This window comes from Kitasatospora sp. NPDC029312, from assembly GCF_055569215.1.
Window position 1 is genome coordinate 301,822 of sequence record NZ_JBVHXY010000002.1, and the last position, 19,189, is coordinate 321,010.

The following is a 19,189-nucleotide window of genomic DNA, read 5'->3' on the forward strand; positions in this document are numbered from 1 at the left end:
CCCCCCCCACGACTGTGGCCCGCGGGCGGGCGGGGCCGGCGCGCCTTAGACCAGGCTGTCCCGCCAGGCGCGGTGCAGGGTGGCGAAGCGCCCGGAGCCGTCGATCAGCTCCTGCGGGGAGCCGTCCTCGACGATCCGGCCCTGGTCCATCACCAGGACGCGGTCGGCGATCTCCACCGTGGACAGCCGGTGGGCGATGATCACCGCCGTCCGGCCGGCCAGCACCGTGCGCATCGCCCGCTGGACGGCCTGCTCGCCGGGCACGTCCAGGGAGCTGGTGGCCTCGTCCAGGATCAGCACGGCCGGGTCGGCCAGCAGGGCGCGGGCGAAGGCGACCAGCTGGCGCTGGCCGGCCGAGATCCGGCCGCCGCGCTTGCGCACGTCGGTGTCGAAGCCGTCCGGGAGCGCGGTGACGAACTCGTACGCGCCGATGTCACGGGCGGCCTGCTCGACCTCCGCACGGGTGGCGCCCGGGCGGCCGATCGCGATGTTCTCCGCGACGGTGCCGGAGAAGAGGAAGGACTCCTGGGTCACCATCACCACCCCGCGCCGCAGTTCGGGGGTGGCGAGGTCGCGCAGGTCCACCCCGTCCAGCCGGATCCGGCCGTCGGTCGGGTCGTAGAAGCGGGCCAGCAGCTTGGCGACCGTCGACTTGCCCGCGCCGGTCGCGCCGACCACCGCGACCGTCTGCCCGGCCGGGATCACCAGGTCGAAGGGCGGCAGCACCTCCTTGCCGGTGCGGTAGGCGAAGCGCGTCCGCTCGAAGACGACCTCGCGGCCCTTGCCGGAGGCCGGCGGCAGGTCCTTCGGCTCGGGCGGCTCGGCGACCGTCGGCTCGTGGGCCAGCAGGCCGGCGATCTTCTCCAGCGCCGCGGCGGCCGCCTGGTAGCTGTTCAGGAACATCGCCAGCTGGTCGATCGGGTCGAACAGCCGGCGCAGGTAGAGCACGAAGGCGGTGAGCACGCCCAGCTCCAGCGCGTCGTCCACCACCAGGTAGGCGCCCAGCAGCACGATGCCGGTGGTCCAGAGGTTGGCGGTGGCGCGGGAGAGGCCGACGTAGCGGGCGAGTTCCAGGAAACCCTCCGCATTGGCCGTCGAGGACTGGGAGTTGACCACGGCGAAGGCGGCGTCGTTGCTCCGCTCGCGACGGAAGGCCTGGACCGGGCGGATGCCGTTCATGGTCTCGGTGAAGCGCACGATCATCGAGGCGGCGGCGGTCCGGGAGCGGCGGTAGACCCGGCGCGAGCGGGTGCGGAAGGAGTGGGCGATCAGCGCCAGCGGCAGGATGGAGAGCAGCGAGGCCAGGCCGAGGCGCCAGTCCAGCACCAGCAGCAGCACCGAGATGTAGCAGACCGACAGGAAGACGGTCAGCAGCTCCTGGAGGCCCTCGGAGAGCAGCTCGCGCAGCGCGTCGATGTCGCTGGTGGCGCGGGAGATGATCCGGCCCGAGGTGTAGCGCTCGTGGAAGTCGAGGCTGAGCCGCTGGGCGTGCCGGAAGATCCGGCCGCGCAGCTCCAGCAGGACGTCCTGGTTGACCCGGGCGCTGATCTTGATGAACACCCACTGCAGCAGCGGGCTGAGCAGGGCGCAGAACAGGTAGCCGGCGACCACCGCGACCAGCGGACCCCGGTCGTGTTCGCGCAGCGCCGGGATGCCGCGGTCCATCGCCACGGCGACCAGCAGCGGGCCGGACTGCAGCGCCGCCTGCTGGATCAGGATCACCAGCATCGCGACGGCGATCCGGGCCCGGTGCGGGCCGAGCAGTGAGCGCAGCAGCGCCCGGGGCGCGCCGGGCGGGACGGGGATGTCCTCCTCGTCGGCCGCGGGCGGGGGCAGCTCCTCCTCGACCGGCTCGACCGGCCGGGTCGGCTGGGGCGGCTGGGTCGGGTCGGCCGGGTCGGGGTGGTCGGGCTGGACGGGCTGGACGGTGGTGCTCATCGGACGCGTTCCCTCTCCGGGGCGAAGGGGCCGTCAGGTCGGGCGGCTGGCTCGCCGGACATCAGTTCGCGGTAGTGCGGGCAGTCGCGCAGCAGTTCCCGGTGGGTGCCGACGGCCTCGATCCGGCCGTCCGCGAGCACCGCGACGCGGTCGGCGAGCAGCACCGTGCTCGGGCGGTGGGCGACGACCAGGGCGGTGGTGGAGCCGAGCACCTCGCGCAGCGCGCGCTCCACCAGGGCCTCGGTGTGCACGTCGAGGGCGGAGAGCGGGTCGTCCAGCACCAGGAAGGACGGGTCGCCGACCACCGCGCGGGCCAGGGCGAGGCGCTGGCGCTGGCCGCCGGAGAGGCTCAGGCCCTGCTCGCCGACCTCGGTGTCCGCTCCGGCCGGGAGCTTGTCGACGAAGCCGGCCTGGGCGGTGGCGAGGGCCGAGCGCAGCTGCCGCTCGTCCGCGCCGGGCGCGCCCATCAGGACGTTCTCCCGGACGGTGGCGGAGAACAGGGTGGGCTCCTCGAAGGCGACCGCGACCAGCTCGCGCAGCTTCTCCCGGGGCAGCTCGCGGATGTCCCGGCCGTCCAGGGTGATGGTCCCGGCGGTGGCCTCGTACAGCCGGGGCAGCAGGGCGGTGAGGGTGGTCTTGCCGCTGCCGGTCGCGCCGACCAGGGCCATCGTCTCGCCGCTGCGGATGTGGAGGTCGATGCCGGCCAGCAGGTCGGGGCTGTCGTCGGGGGCGTCGGGGTAGCGGAAGCGGACGCCGGTGAAGCGGATGCCGTCCGGGGCGCCGAGGCCCGTGGCGGTGCCCGCGTCCTCGGCCTCGGGGGCGTCCAGGACCTCGAAGAAGCGGTCGGTGGCGGTGGCGGCCTCGTTGGCGTAGGCGAGCAGCCAGCCGAGCGACTCGACCGGCCAGCGCAGGGCGAGCGCGGTGGAGAGGAAGGCGACCAGGGTGCCGGCGCTCAGCTCGTCGTGGGCGACCAGGTAGGCGCCGAGGGCCAGGGCGCAGCCGAGGGCGATCTCCGGCAGGCCGACGATGACCGCCCACAGGTTGGCGAGCAGGTGGGCCTTGCGCAGTTCGGTGCGGCGCAGCCGGTGGGACTGTGCGCGGAAGTGCTCGGCCATCGAGCGGTGGCGGCCGAAGGCCTTGAGGATGCGGATCCCGAGGATGGACTCCTCGACCACGGTGGCGAGGTCGCCGTTCTGGTCCTGGGCGAGCCGGGCGGCGCCCGAGTAGCCGGACTCGAAGCGCCGGGTGAGCACGAACAGCGGCGCGGAGGGCAGCAGGACGATCAGGGCGAGCCGCCAGTCCTGGGTGAACATCACCGCCGTGCCGGCCAGGAACGTCACCGAGTTGACGACCAGGAACACCAGGGGGAAGGCCAGGAAGAGCCGGATGGCGCTCAGGTCGGTGGTGGCCCGGGAGAGCAGCTGTCCGGAGCCCCACCGGTCGTGGAAGGAGACCGGCAGCCGCTGGAGCTTGGCGTAGAGCTCGCCGCGCATGGCCGCCTCCAGCCGGCCCAGCGGCCGGGAGAGGACCACCCGGCGGGTGTAGAACAGGGCGGACTCGACCATGCCGAGGACCAGCAGCAGCCCGACCGGCGGCCACAGGCCGGCGAGGTCGTGCTCGGCGAGCGGTCCGTCGACGATCCGGCCGAGCACCACCGGGACGGCGAGCGTGCTGAGCATGGCGAGCGAGGCGGCGGACACGGAGACGGCGAGCCGGCCGCGGACGGCCCGGGCGTAGGGCCACAGGCGCAACAGGGAGCGGACCGTGGAGCGGTGGCTCCCGGTCGTGGGGGCGTCTTGTCTGTTCTCGGCCATCGCGGTGAGGGTAGGCAGAGAACCCGTCACTTCTCATCCGGTTTTTCGCACCTGTCGGCGGCCCCCGGCGAGAACCGGCCACCCGGACGGGTGGGGCGGGAGTGACAGGTGGGGCGCACGCGTCCGTTCGTGCAGGGACGGATGCGTCGAGCGCCTCTTGCGCACGCCCTGTCGCTTTCCGATGACATGTCCTGACGGTTCGTAACCGTTGTGAAGCGATGGGAGATACGTCATGTCGGTCGACATCGAGCCCGGTGCTGCCGGGGGCGCGGTGCTACAGGTGCGGACCCAGCTGAGCCTCAGCACGACCGCCGCACGGAACCTGGCGACGACGACCAAGTCGAAGCCCCAGATGCAGGAGATCACCTCCCGCTGGTTGCTCAGGACGCTGCCGTGGGTGCAGGTCAGCGCGGGCACCTACCGGGTGAACCGCCGCCTGAGCTACGCCACCGGGCGGGGCCGGGTGAGTTTCACCAAGACCGGTGCCGCGGTGGCCGTGATCGCGCCCTCGCTGGCCGAGGTGCCGGCGCTGCGCGGTTTCGACGACCAGGAGGTGCTGGAGGAGCTGGCCCGCCGCTTCACCCAGCGGGACTTCGCCGCCGGTGAGGTCCTGGTGCAGGAGGGCGCGCCGATCGAGGAGGTGTTCCTCATCGCGCACGGCAAGGTCGACCGGATCGGCACCGGCAAGTACGGCGAGCGGACCGTCCTGGGCTCGCTCGCGGACGGCGACCACATCGGCGACGAGGTGATCACCGAGGGCGGCGGCAGCTGGCCGTACACCGTGAAGGCGGCCACCGCCGGGGTCGCGATGGCACTGTCCTGGCCGGTGCTCCAGGAGGTGATCGGCCGCTCGGAGGCGCTGCGCGAGCAGCTGCTGGGCTTCGCCGCCGACGCCGCCCAGGCGCAGAACGAGCACGGCGAGGCGGAGATCGACCTCTCCGCCGGGCATCAGGGCGAGTACGAGCTGCCCACCGCGTTCGTGGACTACGAGCCGGCGCCGCGCGAGTACGAGCTGAGTGTGGCGCAGACCGTCCTCAAGGTGCACACCCGGGTCGCGGACCTCTACAACAAGCCGATGAACCAGACCGAGGAGCAGCTGCGCCTGACCATCGAAGCGCTGCGGGAGCGGCAGGAGCACGAACTCGTCAACAACCCCGAGTTCGGCCTGCTCGCCAACACCGACTTCGACCAGCGGATCCAGACCCACACCGGCGCGCCCACTCCGGACGACCTGGACGAGCTGCTCAGCATGCGCCGTGACACCGACTACCTGTTCGCCCACCCGCGGGCGATCGCGGCCTTCGAGCGGGAGTGCAACCGGCGCGGCGTGTACCCCGGCACGGTGGACGTCCTCGGCAGCCGGCGGCCGGTCTGGCGCGGGGTCCCGATCCTCCCGTGCAACAAGATCCCGGTGAGCGAGGACCAGGTCACCTCCTTCATCGCGATGCGGGTCGGCGAGGACAACCAGGGCGTGATCGGTCTCACCCAGGTCGGCATCCCGGATGAGGTCGAGCCCGGGCTGAACGTGCGCTTCATGGGCATCGACGAGAAGGCGATCGCGTCCTACCTGGTCAGCGCCTACTACTCGGCGGCGGTGCTGGTGCCGGACGCGATCGGCATCCTGGAGAACGTCGAGCTCGGTCACGCCCTCGGCTGATCCAGGGGCGGCCGGCCGGGCGCGCGCAGCAGTTGCAGGGAGCGCCCGCCCAGCACCACCGTGCCCCGCGGGTGCGGGTCTCCCGTACCCGCGGCCGCGGTGTCCACCACCGTCTCGTACGCGGCCTCCGGCGCCGCCCAGGGCTCGCCGGGCAGGGTGAACACCACCGGTTCCCGGCCCGCGTTGAGCAGCAGCAGGAAGCTGTCGTCCCACGACGGCAGCCCGGTCTGGTCCCGTTCGGACATCGCGCTGCCGGAGAGCAGCATGCCGAGGCAGGCGGTGGGGGCGAACCAGTCCGCCTCGGTCATCTCCTTGCCCAGCGGGGTGAACCAGGCGAGGTCCGGCTGGCCGCCGGGGGCGGGGGCCCGGCCGGAGAAGAACGCCCGCTGGCGCAGCACCGGGTGGGCGCGGCGCAGCCGGACCAGCCGGGCGGTCAGCTCGCACAGCCCGCGCCAGCCGGGCTGCTCCAGCAGCGACCAGTCGAGCCAACTGAGCTCGCCGTCCTGGCAGTAGGCGTTGTTGTTGCCGCCCTGGGTGCGGCCGAACTCGTCCCCGGCGGTGATCATCGGGACGCCGGTGGAGAGCAGCAGGGTGGCCATCAGGTTGCGCAGTTGGCGCAGCCGCAGCGCGTTGACCTCGGGGTCGTCGGTCTCGCCCTCGATGCCGTGGTTCCAGGAGCGGTTGTCGTCGGTGCCGTCCCGGTTGGCCTCGCCGTTGGCCTCGTTGTGCTTGCGGTCGTAGGAGACGAGGTCCCGCAGGGTGAAGCCGTCGTGCGCGGTCACGAAGTTGACGGAGGCGTAGGGGCGCCGGCCGCCGCGCTGGTAGAGGTCGGAGGAGCCGGAGAGGCGGTAGCCGAGCTCGCGCACGTCCGGGCGGGCGCCGCGCCAGAAGTCCCGGACGGTGTCCCGGTACTTGTCGTTCCACTCGGCCCACAGCGGGGGGAAGCCGCCGACCTGGTAGCCGCCCGGGCCGACGTCCCAGGGCTCCGCGATCAGCTTCACCCGGCTCAGCAGCGGGTCCTGGGAGACGGCGGCGAGGAAGGGGTGCTCCATGTCGACGCCGTCGGTGCCCCGGGCCAGGGCGGCGGCGAGGTCGAAGCGGAAGCCGTCCACGCCCATCTCGGTGACCCAGTAGCGCAGCGAGTCGGTGATCAGCCGGATCACCTGGGGGCGGCGGGTGTCCAGGGTGTTGCCGCAGCCGGTGTAGTCGGCGTAGCCGCGCGGGCGGTGCGGGGCGAGGCGGTAGTAGCCGGCGTTGTCGATGCCGCGCAGGGAGAGCGCCGGCCCGAGCTCGGCGCCCTCGGCGGTGTGGTTGAACACCACGTCGAGGATCACCTCGATCCCGGCGGCGTGCAGGGCGCGGACCATCCGCTTGAACTCGCCGACCTGGCCGCCGCGCGAGCCGGAGGCGGAGTAGCCGGCGTGCGGGGCGAAGTAGCCGATCGTGTTGTAGCCCCAGTAGTTGACCAGGCCGCGGGCCTGCAGGTGGTCCTCGCTGGCGAACTGGTGCACCGGCAGCAGCTCGACGGCGGTGACGCCGAGCCGGGTGAGGTGGGCGATCGCGGCGGGGTGGGCCAGGCCGGCGTAGGTGCCGCGCAGGTGGGGCGGGATGTCGGGGTGACGCATCGTGAAGCCGCGGACGTGGAGTTCGTAGAGCACCGTCTCGGCCCACGGGGTCTTGGGGCGGTGGTCGTCGTACCAGTCGTCGTCGTCGTGGACGACCACGGATCTCGGGACGTAGGGGGCTGAGTCGCGGTTGTCCCGGACGGTGTCGGCGACGTCGGCCTCCGGCCAGTTGCGGACGGCGGAGCAGACGGCGTCGTGGGCGGTGTAGCAGCCGTCGACGGCCCGGGCGTACGGGTCGAGCAGCAGCTTCGCCGGGTTCCAGCGCGCGCCCGTCCACGGGTCCCAGCGGCCGTGCACCCGGAAGCCGTAGCGGGCGCCGGGGCGCACGCCGGGCAGGAAGCCGTGCCAGATCTGGAAGTCCTGCTCGGTGAGGCGGTGCCGGCTCTCCCGGCCGTCCTCGTCGAACAGGCACAGGTCGACGGCCTCGGCGCCGGCCGCCCAGAGCGCGAAGTTGGTCCCCTCGCCGCCGACTTGGTCGGTCCGGAAGCGGGCGCCCAGCGGCTGCCAGCTGCCGGGCCACGGTGGCTCGGCGGGGTGCGGGCCGCCGCCCGGCCGTACCCCGGCTTCCAGCTCCTGCCCTGACGCCATGGCCGTACCCTCCCTGGACGGGGTGTCCCGGACCCCGTTCACCTTCTCTTTCCCGGATTGGGCGGGGAGGAAGCCGCTGAACGGGGGCTTACCGGCGGATGGCGGGTGGGGGTCCGTATCCGGGGGCGCGCGGGGTCGTTGTTCCCGGCGTCGGACGCCCAAGGCGTGGGACCGAGTGGTGGGAGGCCCCGGGATGCGGCGCCGGGTTCGGGTGTGGGCACGGCGCGCGCTGGTGGCGGGCTGGTGCCTCATGGTGCTCACGGGGTGCGTCGACGGCGCCCCGCCGGGCGCCCCGGGCGGGGACGCGGCCCTGCCCGGGGCGTCGCGCACCCCGCCCCCGCCGCCCTCCAGGGCGGTGCTCACCGCGCTGCCCGCGGACGGCGCCCAGGACGTGCCGCCGGAGGGACCGGTGCGGGTGACCGCCGCCCAGGGTCGGCTGGTGTCGGTCCGGCTGGCCGACGCCAAGGGCGCCGAGCTGCCCGGCACGATCAGCCCGGACGGTGCCGGCTGGGCGCCGGACGGCCCGCTGCCCCTGGGCACCGCCTTCACGCTGGACGCGGTCGCCGAGGACGACCAGGGCCAGCGGGCGGCCCAGCACTCGGCCTTCTCGACCGCGGCCCGGGCGCACACCTTCGTCGCCTTCTTCACCCCGGAGGACGGTTCCACGGTCGGCGTCGGGATGCCCGTCTCGCTGCGCTTCAGCCGTCCGATCACCGACCGGGCCGCGGTGGAGCGGGCCGTTCGGGTCGCCGCCGACCCGCCGGTGCCGGTGGCCGCGCACTGGTTCGGCAACCAGCGGCTGGACGTCCGGCCGCAGCGGTACTGGGCGGCCGGCACCAGGGTCACCGTGGCGCTGCGGCTGAAGGACGTGCAGGGCGCGCCGGGGGAGTTCGGCAGCCAGAACCGGGACCTGCGCTTCACCGTCGGCCGGGCGCAGGTGTCCACCGTCGACCTGGACGCGCACACGCTGACCGTCCGGGCCGGTCCGGGCGGCAAGGTGGTCAAGGTGCTCAAGGTGTCCGGCGGCAGCCCCGAGCACCCCACCTACCGGGGGGTGCTGGTGGTGTCGGAGAAGTACAAGGTGACCCGGATGAACTCGCAGACCGTCGGGATGGGCGACGAGTACGACATCAAGGACGTGCCGCACGCCATGCGGCTGACCGCCTCCGGCACCTTCGTGCACGGCAACTACTGGGCCGACCCCGGGGTGTTCGGCACCGCCAACACCAGCCACGGCTGCATCGGCCTGGCCGACGCCAAGGGCGGCGCGAGCAAGGACACCCCGGCGGGCTGGCTGTTCGAGCACACCATCCCGGGCGACGTGCTGGAGGTGCGGGCCTCGGCGGGGGACTTCGTGCCGCCGTCGAACGGGCTGGGGGACTGGAACGTGCCCTGGGACCAGTGGGTGGCGGGCAGCGCCCTGCGGTAGCCCCGCAGGGCGGGGCAGGGCTGCCGGCGGCCCCGCGCCGCCCCTTCACCGCCGGTTCACCACCGCTCCACCCACCTCTCCCGAGGTTTCACTCAGACGGCCCAGCTATCCTGCTCCGGCGCGTCGGGCCCCGGCGCGAAAGATCAGCGCCCGGTGCAACTCCTGGAGGCACTCAGCGCGTCAAGAGAGTGAATACCGGGAGGGGAGATTCCGTGAAGACGGGTAAGGCGGCCGACGCCGCGATACGCACCGGCAAGCGCTACGGGCGCCGGGGCGCGATGGCGTTGGTCATGGGCGGGGTGCTGCTGCTCACCGCGGCGTGCAACGACGACAAGGGCGGCGGTTCGGGCGACGCCGCCGCGACGGCGCCGGCGGACGCGAACGCGACGGCCGCCCCGGGGGGCAACGCGGCCACGCCGAAGGCCTCGGCGGCCGTGCTCTCGGTCGAGCCGAAGGACGGCGCCCAGGACGTCGCGCCCAACGCCCTGCAGGTGTCCGTCTCGAACGGCAAGCTCACCACGGTCGAGGTGACCGACAAGAACGGCAAGCCGGTCGACGGCGCGATCACCGCGGACGGATCCGGCTGGAAGCCCTCGGCGGCGCTCGCCGTCGGCATGGCCTACAAGGTGAACGCTCAGGCGAAGGACGACGCCGGGCTGGTATCCGCGTCGACCAGCTCGTTCACCACGCTGACGCCGGGCAAGACGGTCGCCACCAACGACAACATCAGCGACGGCGCCACCTACGGCGTCGGCATGATCGTCTCGGTGAACTTCTCGAAGGACGTCAAGAACAAGGACGCCGTCCTCAAGGGCATCACCTTCGAGAGCAGCAACGGCACCGCGGTCAAGGGCCACTGGTTCGGCGACCGCCGGGTGGACTTCCGCCCCGAGCACTACTGGGCGCCGGGCACCAAGGTGACCATCAAGTACCGGCTGAAGAGCGTCGAGGTCGCGCCGGGCGTCTACGGCGACGTGGACAAGGACGAGCCGTTCACCGTCGGCCGGTCGATGATCTCCACCGCGGACGCCAAGACGCACCAGATGACCGTCGAACGGGACGGCAAGAGCACCACCGTCCCGGTCACCCTGGGCGCGGACGCCACGCCGTCCTGGGGCGGGACGATGGTGGTCATGGAGAAGGAGAAGGTCACCCGGATGAACTCGCAGACCGTCGGTCTCGGCGGCGAGTACGACATCCAGGACGTGCCGCACGCCATGCGGCTGACCACCTCCGGCACCTTCGTCCACGGCAACTACTGGGCCAGCCCGTTCGGCAAGACCAACGCGAGCCACGGCTGCGTGTCCATGCAGGACGTGAAGGGCGGCAGTGACACCTCGGTCGCGGGCAAGTTCTTCAACGACTCGATGGTCGGCGACGTCGTGAAGATCGTGAACACCAAGGAGAAGCCCGTCTCGCCCTCCAACGGGCTGGGCGGCTGGAACGTGTCCTGGGCCAACTGGTAGCCACCGGTGGCCCGGGAGGTTTGACGCCGGGCGGCCCGATCCTCACCCGTTGGGGTTCGGGCCGCCCGGTTTTCGGGCGGGCAGCCCCCCGAATGGCGCAACCTTTCCGGTGGCCGGGCGCGTGTACGGGGCGGGCCCGCCGGGTGCGCCGAGTGCGTCGGGTCCACGGGGAGTTCTGAGGGAGGGAGTCGACGTTGAGGTCGATACGCAGGGTGGTGACCGCCGGGCTGGTGGGCGGGGCGATGGCGCTGACCGCGGCTTGTGGCGGTGGCAGCGGGGGCGGGGGCGGAAGCGCCGCGAAGGCCGACCTGGGGGCCGGTGCGGCCGCCGCCAAGCCCGCCGCGGCGCCCACGAGTCCGGCGCCGAAGGTGTCGGCGGCGAAGGTGAGCATCGAGCCGGCGAACGGCGCGGTCGACGTGGCGCCGGGCGCGCTCAGGATCGCGGCGAGCGGCGGCCGGCTCACCACCGTCAAGGTGAGCGACAGGAGCGGCAAGGAGGTCCCCGGCACCATCGCCGCGGACGGCAGCAGCTGGACCCCGTCCACCGGCCTGTCGGTGGGCACCGCCTACCAGGTCAGCGCGATGGCCGCGGACGCCGGCGGCGCGGTCGCCACGGCGGACAGCAGCTTCACCACGCTGACCCCGGCGGCGCTGGCCAAGGCCGCCGACAACGTGGACGACAACGCCACCTACGGCGTCGGCATGATCGTCTCGGTGGACTTCAGCAAGGACGTCGAGAACAAGGACGCGGTCGCGAAGGGGATCAGCTTCGAGACCGACAACGGCACGGTGGTCAAGGGCCACTGGTTCGACGACCGCCGGCTGGACTTCCGCCCGGAGCAGTACTGGAAGCCGGGCACCAGGGTGACGGTGCACTACCGGCTCAAGAGCGTCGAGATCGCCCCTGGGGTGTACGGCACCGACCGGGACGAGCCCTTCACGATCGGGCGATCCCAGATTTCGACGGTTGACGCCGCCACGCACCGGATGACGGTGGTCCGGAACGGGCAGTCGAGCGACATCGACATCACCTCCGGGTCGCCCGAACACCCCACCTGGAACGGCACGATGGTGGTCATGTCCAAGGAGGGCACCGTGCGGATGCAGTCCAGCACCCTGCCCGGCATGACCGGCGCGCCCTATGACCTGCAGGTCCCGCACTCGATGCGGCTCACCTCCAGCGGGACGTACGTGCACGGCAACTACTGGAGCGACGCCTTCGGCGAGGACAACGTCAGCCACGGCTGCGTCGGCCTGAAGGACGTCAAGGGCGGCGGGGACGGCACCTCGATGGGCAAGTTCTACGACGGCTCGCTGGTCGGCGACGTGGTGATCGTGAAGAACTCCACCAAGAAGGACACGCTCGACCCGGCGAACGGGCTGAGCGGCTGGAACCTGTCGTGGAGCCAGTGGTAACCGGCAGGTAGCGGCCCTTCGTGGTCAACCCGGGCTTGACGCGCGCGGGCCCGGGTCGTCCTTTTCCTGCCGCGGGCATATGCCGACGCGGGCGAGATCGTTTGCTCATTGTCCGTACGCGGCTGCTTGCGTTCCGCAATGATGGTCCGCATGGCGGGTTGGGGCGAAACAGATCAGTCATCGGTTCCCGGGGCCGGCGTGGTCGCCGAGGCGTCCTGGATCGACGTCCACGGAGCGCTCTCGGCGCTCGAGCGGCTGAGCTCCGAGGAGCTGCAGGAGATGTATTCCGGCAGGCTGTGCGATCAGTCCGCGCCGAACGAGGTGCGGTTGCCGTCCCGGCCGGAGTCGGGCCCGGTGGCCCGTCGGCTGGTGCTGAACGTCCTGGAGTCCTGGGAGCTCCACCAGCACCTGGAGGCGGGCGAGTTGCTCACCAGCGAGCTGGTGTCCAACGCGGTGCGGCACGCCGCCGGGCGCACCATCGGCCTCCATGTCAGCCGCAAGCCCGGGTGGCTGAGGATCGAGGTCCGCGACTCCTCGCGCGCGCTGCCGTGCATGATCCTGGCCGAGGCCCGGCCGGTGAACGAGGGCGGCCGCGGGCTGAAGATCGTCGACGACCTGGCCGACCGGTGGGGCGCGGACCTGTTGCCGCGCGGCAAGGGCGTCTGGTTCGAGCTGCGGGTGCGCGACCGGCAGTGAGGCGGTGCCGCGTCGGGCCCGGGATACGCGCGGGGCCCCCGGATTCGCCGTGTTCCGGCGGATGGGGGCCCCTGCAAGTCATCGCGCCGGCCAAGGGGGTGCGTGCCGCGCGATGGGCGTCGGCAGTGCCAGGTCGGGCCCGCCGAAGTCGATGCCTCGACTATCGCACGATCTCAGCATGTGGGCAAACCGGTCGGCTTGGATTGCAAGGTTTGTAACCTAGTTCACCTTGAGAATTTGCATAGGTTAACGCGATTACCTGTGAATATTCATGATCGCACGGATCCCCTCACCGACCGCTACCATCGGGCCCGTGAACTCGTACTGGCGCGTCGCGCTGCCACCGCTGTCCGCCTGAGCGGGCGTACGCGCTGGTGAGCTGAACTCCCGACCCCGCCCGGCTTCTGCCGAGGCCCGGGGGCGGCGGTGTGCGCCCGTTTCGAAACCGACTCCTCCTGACGGATTTCGACGACGGAAGTTCACGACTGTGCCGAATCGTTTGTCTGCGCCCGCCCGTACCCCCTTGGCCCCCGCGGCCCGCCGCCTCCGCCCGCTCGACGGGCCGGTGCCCATCCTGGCCGCCGCGCTGCTCTGGGGCACCACCGGGACCGTCGGCTCGCTGGCGCCCGCCGCCGCCCCGGCGACCGGGATCGGCTCCGCCGCCCTGGTGCTCGGCGGGTTGCTGCTGTTCGTCACCGACCGCACCGCCCGGGTGCTGCCGCGGCGGTGCACGGTGCGCGAGCGGTGGCTCCTGGTGCTGGGGGCCGTCGCGGTCACGGGATACCCGCTCAGCTTCTACCCGGCGGTGGCCCGCACCGGGGTGGCGGTGGCCACGGTGATCGCGCTGGGGAGCGCGCCGGTGTTCACCGGGCTGCTCGGGTGGCTCGCCCGGCAGGGCCGGCCCGGTGCGCGCTGGGCCGGGGCCACGGCGCTCGCGGTGCTGGGCTGTGCGGTGCTGGTGCTGGGGCCCGAACTCGCCGGCGGCGGCGCGTCGACGGACCTGGTCGGCGTGCTGCTGGCGGCGCTGTCCGGGCTCTCGTACGCGGTGTACTCGCTGATCGGCGGCCGGCTGATCACGGCCGGGCACCCGTCCGGCGGGGTGATGGGCGCGATGTTCGGTGCTGCCGCGCTGCTGGTGCTGCCGGTGCTGGCGGCCGGCCCGACCGGCTGGCTGCTCTCGGTGCGCGGGGCGGGCGTCGTGCTCCACCTCGCGGTGATCACCACCTTCCTCGCCTACCGGCTGTTCGGCCACGGCCTGCGCCGCACCCCGGCCCGGACCGCCACCACCCTCACCCTCGCCGAACCCGCCGTCGCCGCCGTCCTCGGCGTCGCCGCCCTGGGGGAGCGGCTGCCGGCGCTCTCCTGGTGCGGCCTCGCGGTCCTGGCCGGCGGCCTGGCCTTCCTCGCCGGGTAGCCGGGCCGGCGGCCCCGGGGCGGACGGCCCGGGGCCGCCGGGATCAGCACTCGATGACGTTAACGGCGAGGCCGCCGCGGGAGGTCTCCTTGTACTTGATCTTCATGTCGGCCCCGGTCTCCTTCATCGTCTTGATCGCCTTGTCCAGCGAGACGTGGTGCCGCCCGTCGCCGCGCAGGGCCATCCGGGCCGCGGTGACGGCCTTGACCGAGGCCATGCCGTTGCGCTCGATGCAGGGGATCTGGACCAGGCCGCCGACCGGGTCGCAGGTGAGGCCGAGGTTGTGTTCGATGCCGATCTCGGCGGCGTTCTCGACCTGCTCGGGGGTGCCGCCGAGGACCTCGGCGAGGCCGCCGGCGGCCATCGAGCAGGCGGAGCCGACCTCGCCCTGGCAGCCGACCTCGGCGCCGGAGATGGAGGCGTTCTCCTTGAAGAGCATGCCGATGGCGCCCGCCGCGAGCAGGAAGCGGACGATGCCGTCCTCGTCAGCACCCGGGATGAAGTTCAGGTAGTAGTGCAGGACGGCCGGGATGATGCCCGCCGCGCCGTTGGTCGGCGCGGTGACGACCCGGCGGCCGGAGGCGTTCTCCTCGTTGACCGCCATGGCGTAGAGGGTCACCCACTCCATCGCGTTGGCCGGACCGATCCCCTCGGCGCGCAGCGCCCGGGCCGCGGCGGCGGCGCGGCGGCGGACCTTCAGGCCGCCCGGCAGGATGCCCTCGCGGGTCATGCCGGCCCGCACGCACTCCTGCATCACGGACCAGATCTCCAGCAGCCCGGCCCGGATCTCCGCCTCGCTGCGCCAGGCCTTCTCGTTCTCCAGCATCAGGCCGGAGATCGACAGCCCGGTCTCCCGGGTGAGCCGCAGCAGCTCCTCGCCGGTGCGGAAGGGGTAGCGCAGCACGGTGTCGTCGGGCTTGACCCGGTCCGCGCCGATCGCGTCCTCGTCCACGACGAAGCCGCCGCCGACCGAGTAGTAGGTCTTCTCCAGCAGCGTGGAGCCGTCCGCCGCGAACGCCCACAGGGTCATGCCGTTGGCGTGGTACGGCAGCGAGCGGCGCCGGTGCAGGACCAGCTGGCTGTCGGTGTCGAAGTCGATGGGGTGCTCGCCGAGCAGGGTGATCCGCTTCTCGGCGGTGATCCGCTCGACGTCCTTGTCGGCCTGGTCGACGTCGACGGTGCGCGGCGAGTTGCCCTCCAGGCCCAGCAGGACGGCCTTCGGGGTGCCGTGGCCGTGGCCGGTGGCGCCCAGCGAGCCGTACAGCTCGGCGCGCACGGCCGTGACCCGGGGCAGCAGGCCTTCCGAGCGCAGCCGGCGGGCGAACATCCGGGCCGCGCGCATCGGGCCGACGGTGTGGGAACTCGACGGGCCGATGCCGACGGAGAAGAGGTCGAAGACGCTGATGGCCACGGGGACGTCCTTGTCTGGTCTCGTGGAAGGACTGTGCTGCGGAAGGGGCGGGGCGGGGGCCGACACGGGACGGGGCACCGCGCGCACTGTCCAGTGTGCGCGGTGCCCCGGAGTCCCAGGTGCACCGGCGGAGTGAGGCCGGTCACCCGGGGCGGCCCTGTGCCCGGTGAACCGGACGGGGCCGGATCACTCCTGGTTGGCCAGGTTCGGGTAGAGCGGGTACTTCTCGGCCAGCGCGGTGGCGCGGGCCCTGAGGCCGGCGGCGACGGTCTCGTCGAAGGCGGGCTTGAGCGCCTCGGCGATGATGTCGGCGACCTCGCGGAAGTCCTCGGCCCGGAAGCCGCGGGTGGCCAGGGCCGGGGTGCCGATGCGCAGGCCCGAGGTGACCATCGGCGGGCGCGGGTCGTTCGGGACGGCGTTGCGGTTGACCGTGATGCCGACCTCGTGCAGGCGGTCCTCGGCCTGCTGGCCGTCGAGCCGGCTGTTGCGCAGGTCGACCAGGACCAGGTGGACGTCGGTGCCGCCGGACAGCACCGTGGCGCCGGCCTCGGCGACGTCCTCGCGCAGCAGGCGCTCGGCGAGGATCCTGGCGCCCTCGAGGGTGCGCTGCTGGCGCTCCTTGAACTCCTCCGAGGCGGCGACCTTGAAGGCGACGGCCTTGCCCGCGATCACGTGCTCCAGCGGACCGCCCTGCTGGCCGGGGAAGACCGCGGAGTTGATCTTCTTGGCGTGCTCGGCCTTGGACAGGATGACGCCGCCGCGCGGGCCGCCCAGGGTCTTGTGGGTGGTCGTGGTGACCACGTCCGCGTAGGGCACCGGGTTCGGGTGGAGCCCGGCGGCCACCAGGCCGGCGAAGTGCGCCATGTCCACCATGAGCAGGGCGCCGATCTCGTCGGCGACCCGGCGGAACTCGGCGAAGTCCAGCTGGCGCGGGTAAGCGGACCAGCCGGCGATGATCAGCTTCGGCTGGTGCTCCTTGGCCAGGCGCTCGACCTCGGCCATGTCGACCTGGCCGGTCTTCTCGTCCACGTGGTACGCGACCACGTTGTAGAGCTTGCCGGAGAAGTTGATCTTCATGCCGTGGGTCAGGTGACCGCCGTGGGCCAGGTTCAGGCCCAGGATGGTGTCGCCCGGCTGGATCAGCGCGAACATCGCGGCGGCGTTGGCCTGCGCGCCCGAGTGCGGCTGGACGTTGGCGTGCTCGGCGCCGAACAGGGCCTTGACGCGGTCGATCGCGATCTGCTCGACCACGTCGACGTGCTCGCAGCCGCCGTAGTAGCGGCGGCCGGGGTAGCCCTCGGCGTACTTGTTGGTGAGGACCGAGCCCTGGGCCTCCATGACCGCCACCGGGGCGAAGTTCTCGGAGGCGATCATCTCCAGGGTGGTCTGCTGGCGGTGCAGCTCGGCGTCGACCGCGGCGGCGATCTCCGGGTCGAGGGCGTGCAGGGACTGGTTGAGAACCGTCATGGTGTGGTCTTCCCGGGAGGAGGAGGATCAGGGGTGCCGTGCGAGCGCGCCCTCGCAAGGGGTGGTGCCGGGTGACGGCCGGGCGGTGGGGCGGGCCGGCGTGCGCGCGGCCCGCCCGGTCACGAACGGGTCAGGCCTTGACGAAGGCGTCGTACTCGTCCGCGCTGAGCAGCTTGCCGGTGGACTCCACCCGCACCTTGAACAGCCAGCCGCCCTCGAAGGGGGCGCTGTTGACCAGGCCGTTGTCGTCCAGGACGTCCTGGTTGACCTCGGTGACCTCGCCGGTCACCGGGGAGTACAGGTCGCTGACCGACTTGGTGGACTCCAGCTCGCCGCAGGTCTCGCCGGCGGTCACGGTGTCGCCGACCTCGGGCAGCTGCACGTAGACGATGTCACCGAGCGCGTCGGCGGCGTGCTGGGTGATGCCGATGGTGGAGACACCGTCATCAGCGGCGGTCAGCCACTCGTGCTCCTCGGTGTACTGCAGGTGCTGGGGGTTGCTCATGGCGTCATTCTCCAGGATGGGAAGCGGGTACGACGAAGCGGGCCGCCACGCGGACGGCTTCGACGTGCGGGTATGGGGAAAGCGGGTGCCGGCCGGGCCGCGCGGGCCCGGCCGGACGGACTCAGCGGGCGCGCTTGTAGAACGGCAGCGCCACGACCTCGACCGGCTCGTGCGTGCCGCGCACGTCCACCGCGACGGTGGTGCCGGGGGCGGCGTGGGCGGCGTCGACGTAGGCCATCGCGATCGGCTTGCCCAGCGTCGGGGACGGCGCGCCCGAGGTGATCCGGCCGATCGGGGCGCCCTCGGTGGAGACCACGGTGTACTCGGCGCGCGGCACCCGCTTGCCCTCGGACACCAGGCCGACCAGCACCTTCGGCGGGTTGGCCTCCGCCGCGGCGGCCGCCTGCTCCAGCGCCTTGCGGCCGACGAAGGCGCCGTCGTTGGTGGTCTTGTCGAAGCGGACGACCCGGCCCAGGCCCGCGTCGAAGGGGGTGAGGTCGGTGGACAGCTCGTGCCCGTACAGCGGCATGCCCGCCTCCAGGCGCAGGGTGTCGCGGCAGGACAGCCCGCACGGCACGAGGCCGCGGCCCTCGCCGGCGGCGGTCAGCGCCTGCCAGACGTCCTCGGCGTCGCCCGGGTGGCAGAAGATCTCGAAGCCGTCCTCGCCGGTGTAGCCGGTACGGGCCAGCAGCACCTCGCGGTCGGCCACCCGGGCCGGGAGGATCGCGTAGTACTTCAGGCCGGGCAGGTCGGCGTCCGTGGTCCCGGCCAGGATCGCGGTGGACTCCGGGCCCTGGACGGCGATCAGCGCGTAGGTGTCGCGGTCGTCGGTGACGACGGCGTCGAAGCCCTTGGCGCGGGCGATCAGCTCGTCCAGGACCAGCTGGGCGTTGGAGGCGTTGGCGACGACCAGGAAGGCGTCCTCGCGCAGCCGGTAGACGATCAGGTCGTCCAGGATGCCGCCGTCCTCGGCGCAGATCATGGTGTAGCGGGCGCGCAGCACGCCGAGCGCGGAGACGAAGCCGACCAGCGCGTGGTCCAGCATCTCGCCGGCCTGCGGGCCGGTGACGGTGATCTCGCCCATGTGCGAGAGGTCGAACAGACCGGCCTTGGTGCGGACGGCGAGGTGCTCCTCGCGCTCGCTGCCGTAGCGCAGCGGCATGTCCCAGCCGGCGAAGTCGGTCATGGTCGCGCCGAGGGCGCGGTGCAGCGCGTCGAGCGCGGTCAGGCGGAGGGACGACATGGCCAGGAACTCCTCGGTCGGGGCACTCAGGGGTGCACGCGCCGGGACCGGACCCGCTCGGGGACCGACCCTGCGCGCGGGCATGCGGCGGCGTGGGTCTCCCCATCTGTCGTCGAACCTGAGAGCTTCACCGCCCACCTGCCCGCAGCTGTTTCCAGCATCCAGGACAGCATGGCGGCTTGCACCGTGGGTGGGCGCGCGACAGGGCCGAGCGCCACTTTCCAGATGTGCCTAACCCGTGCGGTAGGGGGGCCTGAGAGATTCCGGGGAGGACTTGCTCCTTCGGCGCCGGCCGTACCGCCTGAGCGGCACTCCGGGCTCTCCCGCGCGGGTTCGAGCGGCCGGTATGGAGTTGTGGGGGCCCGCGGCGCATGCCGTCGGACGCGCACATCATGGCACGTCCACGCGCGCGGGGGGAGGGGGGCCCGGTCACCCCGCCCGATACCGAACCCCTGCGCCACCCGTGCCCCACCGGCACCCTGCCCGCGGCCTAGACTTCTGCGCGTCGGCGCAGCAGTGGG

At 72.6% G+C, this 19,189-nt stretch carries 13 protein-coding genes and 1 riboswitch; of the genes, 6 read left to right on the forward strand and 7 right to left on the reverse strand.

Annotated features, from left to right (window positions below):
* Window positions 1-45: 45 nt before the first annotated feature.
* Both ACZ4WV_RS02840 and ACZ4WV_RS02845 read right to left on the reverse strand, forming a co-directional pair.
* Window positions 46-1,938 carry an ABC transporter ATP-binding protein gene (locus ACZ4WV_RS02840; protein WP_465742094.1) on the reverse strand — a complete coding sequence of 631 codons (1,893 nt, stop codon included), beginning with the start codon at window positions 1,936-1,938 and terminating at the stop codon, window positions 46-48.
* Window positions 1,935-3,752: an ABC transporter ATP-binding protein gene (locus tag ACZ4WV_RS02845; RefSeq protein WP_465742095.1), complete on the reverse strand. Its 1,818-nt coding sequence runs from the start codon at window positions 3,750-3,752 to the stop codon at window positions 1,935-1,937. Before ACZ4WV_RS02845 ends, ACZ4WV_RS02840 begins: the two co-directional genes overlap by 4 nt.
* Window positions 3,753-3,984: 232 nt before the next feature.
* Here ACZ4WV_RS02845 and ACZ4WV_RS02850 point away from each other — a divergent pair, with 232 nt between their 5' ends.
* Window positions 3,985-5,409: a family 2B encapsulin nanocompartment shell protein gene (locus ACZ4WV_RS02850; RefSeq protein ID WP_465742096.1), complete on the forward strand. Its 1,425-nt coding sequence runs from the start codon at window positions 3,985-3,987 to the stop codon at window positions 5,407-5,409.
* On the opposite strand, the gene glgX is transcribed toward ACZ4WV_RS02850, so the two are convergent.
* Window positions 5,394-7,622: a glycogen debranching protein GlgX gene (gene glgX, locus ACZ4WV_RS02855; RefSeq protein ID WP_465742097.1), complete on the reverse strand. Its 2,229-nt coding sequence runs from the start codon at window positions 7,620-7,622 to the stop codon at window positions 5,394-5,396. The genes ACZ4WV_RS02850 and glgX overlap by 16 nt on opposite strands.
* A gap of 193 nt (window positions 7,623-7,815) precedes the next feature.
* Here glgX and ACZ4WV_RS02860 point away from each other — a divergent pair, with 193 nt between their 5' ends.
* The 5 genes from ACZ4WV_RS02860 (at window position 7,816) to ACZ4WV_RS02880 (ending at window position 14,042) form a co-directional block, all read left to right on the forward strand.
* Complete coding sequence (locus ACZ4WV_RS02860) at window positions 7,816-9,051, forward strand: L,D-transpeptidase (protein WP_465742099.1); 1,236 nt, start codon at window positions 7,816-7,818, stop codon at window positions 9,049-9,051.
* 212 nt (window positions 9,052-9,263) lie between these two features.
* Entirely contained in the window at window positions 9,264-10,517 is a 1,254-nt protein-coding gene (locus ACZ4WV_RS02865; protein WP_465742101.1) for a L,D-transpeptidase, read from the forward strand.
* Window positions 10,518-10,711: 194 nt separating this feature from the next.
* The gene (locus ACZ4WV_RS02870) at window positions 10,712-11,932 is read left to right on the forward strand and encodes a L,D-transpeptidase (protein WP_465742103.1); all 1,221 of its coding nucleotides are present in this window, start codon (window positions 10,712-10,714) and stop codon (window positions 11,930-11,932) included.
* A gap of 150 nt (window positions 11,933-12,082) precedes the next feature.
* Window positions 12,083-12,628, forward strand: coding sequence for an ATP-binding protein (locus tag ACZ4WV_RS02875; protein WP_465742104.1), 546 nt, complete (start codon window positions 12,083-12,085; stop codon window positions 12,626-12,628).
* A 565-nt stretch (window positions 12,629-13,193) separates the two neighbouring features.
* Window positions 13,194-14,042: an EamA family transporter gene (locus tag ACZ4WV_RS02880; RefSeq protein ID WP_465742106.1), complete on the forward strand. Its 849-nt coding sequence runs from the start codon at window positions 13,194-13,196 to the stop codon at window positions 14,040-14,042.
* Between the two features lie 43 nt (window positions 14,043-14,085).
* Here ACZ4WV_RS02880 and ACZ4WV_RS02885 read toward each other — a convergent pair whose 3' ends face one another.
* The 4 genes from ACZ4WV_RS02885 to gcvT all read right to left on the reverse strand — a co-directional run bounded on the left by ACZ4WV_RS02885 (window position 14,086) and on the right by gcvT (window position 18,668).
* The gene (locus tag ACZ4WV_RS02885) at window positions 14,086-15,453 is read right to left on the reverse strand and encodes an L-serine ammonia-lyase (protein ID WP_465742108.1); all 1,368 of its coding nucleotides are present in this window, start codon (window positions 15,451-15,453) and stop codon (window positions 14,086-14,088) included.
* 186 nt (window positions 15,454-15,639) lie between these two features.
* Entirely contained in the window at window positions 15,640-16,920 is a 1,281-nt protein-coding gene (glyA, locus tag ACZ4WV_RS02890; RefSeq protein ID WP_465742110.1) for a serine hydroxymethyltransferase, read from the reverse strand.
* A gap of 130 nt (window positions 16,921-17,050) precedes the next feature.
* Complete coding sequence (gene gcvH, locus ACZ4WV_RS02895) at window positions 17,051-17,425, reverse strand: glycine cleavage system protein GcvH (protein WP_465742112.1); 375 nt, start codon at window positions 17,423-17,425, stop codon at window positions 17,051-17,053.
* Window positions 17,426-17,546: 121 nt separating this feature from the next.
* Entirely contained in the window at window positions 17,547-18,668 is a 1,122-nt protein-coding gene (gene gcvT / locus ACZ4WV_RS02900; protein ID WP_465742114.1) for a glycine cleavage system aminomethyltransferase GcvT, read from the reverse strand.
* 231 nt (window positions 18,669-18,899) lie between these two features.
* Window positions 18,900-19,004, reverse strand: a riboswitch (glycine riboswitch).
* Between the last annotated feature and the right edge of the window lie 185 nt (window positions 19,005-19,189).